At 51.4% G+C, this 4,960-nt stretch carries 4 protein-coding genes; 2 read left to right on the top strand and 2 right to left on the bottom strand.

Annotated features, from left to right (window positions below):
- Positions 1-85: 85 nt before the first annotated feature.
- On the bottom strand, positions 86-397 hold the full coding sequence (locus tag QMM04_RS20880) for a hypothetical protein (RefSeq protein ID WP_127834136.1): 312 nt from the start codon (positions 395-397) through the stop codon (positions 86-88).
- A gap of 9 nt (positions 398-406) precedes the next feature.
- On the opposite strand from QMM04_RS20880, the gene tdk reads away from it, so the two are divergent.
- Positions 407-1,027: a thymidine kinase gene (gene tdk / locus QMM04_RS20875; RefSeq protein ID WP_058774613.1), complete on the top strand. Its 621-nt coding sequence runs from the start codon at positions 407-409 to the stop codon at positions 1,025-1,027.
- 53 nt (positions 1,028-1,080) lie between these two features.
- Here the strand turns inward: tdk and adhE are convergent, their stop codons facing one another.
- Positions 1,081-3,759, bottom strand: a complete 2,679-nt coding sequence (adhE, locus tag QMM04_RS20870) for a bifunctional acetaldehyde-CoA/alcohol dehydrogenase (protein ID WP_058771261.1) — start codon at positions 3,757-3,759, stop codon at positions 1,081-1,083.
- A gap of 444 nt (positions 3,760-4,203) precedes the next feature.
- On the opposite strand from adhE, the gene QMM04_RS20865 reads away from it, so the two are divergent.
- A complete protein-coding gene (locus QMM04_RS20865) occupies positions 4,204-4,851 on the top strand; it encodes a YchE family NAAT transporter (RefSeq protein WP_031280216.1) in 648 nt (215 codons plus the stop codon).
- Positions 4,852-4,960: the final 109 nt, after the last annotated feature.

Here is a 4,960-nt window from a genome sequence, read left to right as displayed (position 1 = left end):
CATTGTCCTAATCTCAAAATATAATAAATGGAGTTGTTCTGCCGCCTCATAATAGTGGCGGTGAAAAATAACTGCAATAGCCAGATTAAAAAGCAAAACGTAAAGTTAATGTTGTTAAGCTTTTTAAGGCGCTATTTATTATTCTTTTTATAGATTTGATAGCACAGGTTTTGCAGGGATAAATACCGCTGTGCGCCTTTCGCCCGGGCATCAGCGATAATAATACTGAATAAAATTGCTGCATGATCACGGCTTTGACATAACGTGCGAAATGTTGATAACGATGCTGCTGATCTATGACGATGACGTTAATTTGAGCAGTTGATAAAAATAATGCATCGCAACAGTGCAGCAGCTTTATGATAGACTCACGCGCAACAGTTTCGGGCAGTGACAAGAGACATTTATGGCGCAACTCTATTTTTATTACTCAGCGATGAACGCGGGAAAATCCACCGCATTGCTGCAGTCTTCCTACAATTACCATGAGCGCGGCATGCGTACGCTGGTGTATACCGCGGAAATTGACGACCGCTTCGGCGCCGGAAAAGTCAGCTCGCGTATTGGTCTTTCGTCTCCGGCTTTTTTATATAACGCGCAGACCAACCTGGAAAGTGAAATTGCGGAACAGCACGCGAAGCAGACGGTTCACTGTGTACTGGTGGATGAGAGCCAGTTTCTGACGCGTGAGCAGGTGAAAGCCCTGTCGGACGTGGTAGATAATCTGGATATTCCGGTGCTGTGTTATGGTCTGCGTACCGACTTTCGCGGTGAGTTATTTACCGGCAGTCAGTATTTACTGGCCTGGGCCGATAAGCTGGTGGAATTGAAAACCGTGTGTCACTGTGGACGCAAAGCCAGCATGGTGTTACGACTGGATGCTAAGGGTAAACCGTTCAGCGAAGGGGAGCAGGTGGTGATCGGTGGTAATGAGCGCTATATCTCTGTGTGCCGCAAGCACTATAAACAGGCGATTAATGACGGCTCGCTAAACGCCATTTACGGTTCACAACTGCCTCACGCCTGAATAGCCGCAGCATAAAAAAACCCGCCGCAGCGGGTTTTTTTGTATCAGGCCAATCAGGCCTTCTTGGTTTTCTTCTCACTCTTAACGGCTTTAGCTTCACCCTCAGCAGCAACACTGTTATCTGCTTCTGAGAACTCACGGCCATAGAAGGTATCCAGCATGATTTGTTTCAGTTCAGCAATCAGCGGATAGCGTGGGTTAGCACCGGTACACTGGTCATCGAACGCATCATCCGCCAGCTTGTCGACTTTCGCCAGGAAGTCAGCTTCCTGCACGCCCGCTTCGCGGATAGAGGTTGGGATACCCAGCTGAGTTTTCATCTCTTCCAGCCATGCCAGCAGTTTTTCAATTTTCTGCGCGGTACGGTCACCGGCAGCGCTCAGACCGAGATGGTCAGCAATCTCCGCATAGCGGCGGCGTGCCTGCGGACGGTCGTACTGGCTGAAGGCAGTCTGCTTGGTTGGATTGTCATTCGCGTTGTAGCGAATCACGTTACAAATCAGCAGGGCGTTGGCCAGACCGTGTGGAATGTGGAACTCAGAGCCCAGTTTATGCGCCATGGAGTGACACACGCCGAGGAAGGCGTTGGCGAAAGCGATACCGGCAATGGTCGCCGCATTGTGAACACGCTCACGCGCCACAGGATTTTTCGCGCCGTCACGATAGCTGGCAGGCAGATTCTCTTTCAGCAGCTTCAGTGCCTGCAGCGCCTGACCGTCAGAGTATTCGTTGGCCAGTACCGATACGTAGGCTTCCAGCGCATGGGTGACGGCATCCAGACCCCCAAAGGCGCACAGCGAACGCGGCATCTCCATTACCAGGTTGGCATCGACAATCGCCATATCCGGCGTCAGCGCATAATCTGCCAGCGGGTATTTCTGACCAGTCGCATCGTCGGTAACCACTGCAAACGGGGTAACTTCTGAACCGGTACCTGAAGTCGTGGTAATCGCCACCATACGTGCTTTGACACCCATTTTCGGGAACTTGTAGATACGTTTACGGATGTCCATAAAGCGCAGCGCCAGTTCTTCAAAGTGAGTTTCCGGATGTTCATACATCACCCACATAATCTTGGCCGCATCCATCGGTGAACCCCCGCCCAGTGCGATAATCACATCAGGTTTGAAGCTGTTCATCTGCTCGGCACCTTTACGCACGATGCTCAGCGTTGGGTCTGCTTCTACTTCAAAGAACACTTCGGTTTCGATTCCGTGTGATTTCAGCACGCGGGTGACCTGGTCAGCATAACCGTTGTTGAACAGGAAGCGGTCGGTGACGATAAAGGCGCGTTTTGCACCGTCAGTCGCCACTTCTTCCAGCGCAATTGGCAGTGAACCGCGGCGGAAGTAGATAGACTTCGGAAGTTTATGCCACAACATATTTTCAGCTCGCTTGGCCACGGTTTTCTTGTTGATCAGGTGTTTTGGACCCACGTTTTCAGAGATAGAGTTACCACCCCATGAACCGCAGCCCAGCGTGAGTGAAGGGGCCAGCTTGAAGTTATACAGGTCACCGATCCCGCCCTGTGAAGCCGGGGTGTTGATCAGGATGCGCGCGGTTTTCATTTTGTCGCCGAAGAAGTTAACGCGCTCGCGCTGGTTATCCTGGTCGGTGTAAAGACAGGAGGTGTGGCCGATACCGCCCATTGCCACCAGTTTTTCTGCTTTATCCACCGCATCGTAATAATCTTTCGCGCGGTACATGGCCAGCGTTGGCGAGAGCTTCTCATGGGCGAATGGCTCAGACTCATCCACCAGTTTCACTTCACCAATCAGAATTTTGGTGCTCACCGGCACGCTAATCCCTGCCAGTTCAGCAATTTTGTAAGCCGGCTGACCGACAATCGCCGCGTTCAGCGCGCCATTTTTCAGGATGATATCCTGCACCGCTTTCAGCTCTTTGCCCTGCAGCAGGTAGCCACCGTGGCTGGCGAAGCGCTCACGCACGGCATCATAGACAGAATCCACCACAATCACTGACTGTTCAGACGCGCAAATCACGCCGTTGTCGAAGGTTTTTGACATCAGGATCGAGGCAACCGCGCGTTTGATATCGGCCGTTTCGTCAATTACTACCGGGGTGTTACCCGCGCCCACACCAATCGCTGGTTTGCCGGAGCTGTAAGCCGCTTTCACCATGCCCGGACCACCGGTGGCGAGAATCAGGTTGATATCCGGGTGATGCATCAGCTGGTTAGAGAGCTCAACCGATGGCGCATCAATCCAGCCAATAATGTCTTTTGGCGCGCCGGCCGCGATAGCAGCCTGCAGTACGATGTCAGCCGCTTTATTGGTGGCGTCTTTGGCACGTGGATGAGGAGAGAAGATGATACCGTTACGGGTTTTCAGGCTAATCAGGGCCTTGAAGATGGCGGTAGAGGTCGGGTTGGTGGTGGGCACGATGCCACAAATCAGGCCAATCGGCTCAGCGATGGTGATGGTGCCAAAGGTATCATCGGTGTCCAGCACGCCACAGGTTTTTTCGTCTTTGTAAGCGTTATAAATATATTCGGAAGCGAAGTGGTTTTTGATCACTTTATCTTCAACGATACCCATGCCGGATTCGGCAACGGCCATTTTGGCGAGAGGGATACGGGCATCGGCAGCGGCGAGGGCGGCTGCACGGAAAATGGTATCAACTTGTTCCTGACTAAAATTGGCGTATTCGCGCTGTGCCTTTTTAACACGTTCTACCAGTGCGTTAAGCTCGGCAACATTAGTAACGGCCATAATACTCTCCTAAGGAAGTTAAACTTTTTTAGTAAACAAGCCTGAATCCAGAAGTATAGTCTCGTTACGCTTATGGATAGCTAAGGATGGCGATGCCCGTGCCGTTGCTTACTAAAAAGGTTTTTCCGCCAGGATGACCTGTGTCACAGGGTTGAGTTCCGATGGGCTAAGATTACCCCTGATGGGGTAGGCGATTTATGATGCAGATCAATTTAACTATCAGCTGACACCTTTCAGCGCTCACTTTTGCAAGTAAAGTTAGCGTCGACGGCTACAGAAGCCGATCTGACCCGCTGCAGGCCGATAACATCGCGCTAACAGTAGCGGAATAAACTGGGATAGTGCTTTAAGTGCAGCATTTATTTCTGCGTTAGCCTCTGGTGTTTCGCCAGGCTTTTGCACTACATTAAGCGCGATTTTTTTCGCCATCACCTGGAGCCCACCGTGACCCCTGCGCTACTCGATCTTTCTGGCTACATTAAATTTTTTGTGGGTTTGTTCGCGCTGGTTAACCCGGTCGGCATTATTCCGGTATTTATCAGCATGACCAGCTACCAGGCGGTGGCGGAGCGCAATAAAACCAACCTGACCGCGAACCTGGCGGTGGCGATTATCCTCTGGACCTCGCTGTTTCTTGGCGACGGTATCCTGCATCTGTTTGGTATCTCGATTGACTCTTTCCGCATCGCCGGTGGCATTCTGGTGGTCACCATCGCCATGTCGATGATCAGCGGCAAGCTGGGTGAAGACAAACAGAACAAGCAGGAGAAGTCAGAAACGGCGATTCGCGAAAGCATCGGCGTGGTGCCGCTGGCGCTGCCGCTGATGGCGGGGCCGGGCGCGATCAGCTCGACCATTGTCTGGAGCTCGCGTTATCACAGCTGGCCAAATCTGCTGGGCTTTACCCTGGCGATTGCGATATTTGCCTTCTGCTGCTGGTTATTATTCCGGGCCGCACCGCTGATGGTGCGCGTATTGGGACAAACCGGTATCAACGTCATTACGCGTATCATGGGGCTGCTGCTCATGGCGCTGGGCATTGAATTTGTCGTGACCGGAATGAAAGCCCTGTTTCCAGGATTACTGAATTAACGGCGGTTATTTTTTATCGCTAAGCTCTTTGTGAAACAGAATGGTGCAATTAAACGAAATATTGCACCATTATATTGATTTTATTTGTCGCGCTTAATATTGGCTTAAC

Source organism: Pantoea sp. Pa-EAmG, assembly GCF_030024295.1.
Lineage (GTDB): Bacteria > Pseudomonadota > Gammaproteobacteria > Enterobacterales > Enterobacteriaceae > Pantoea > Pantoea dispersa.
The sequence above is the reverse complement of the archived record's forward strand: the minus strand, read 5'-3'. Positions and strand labels throughout refer to the sequence as shown.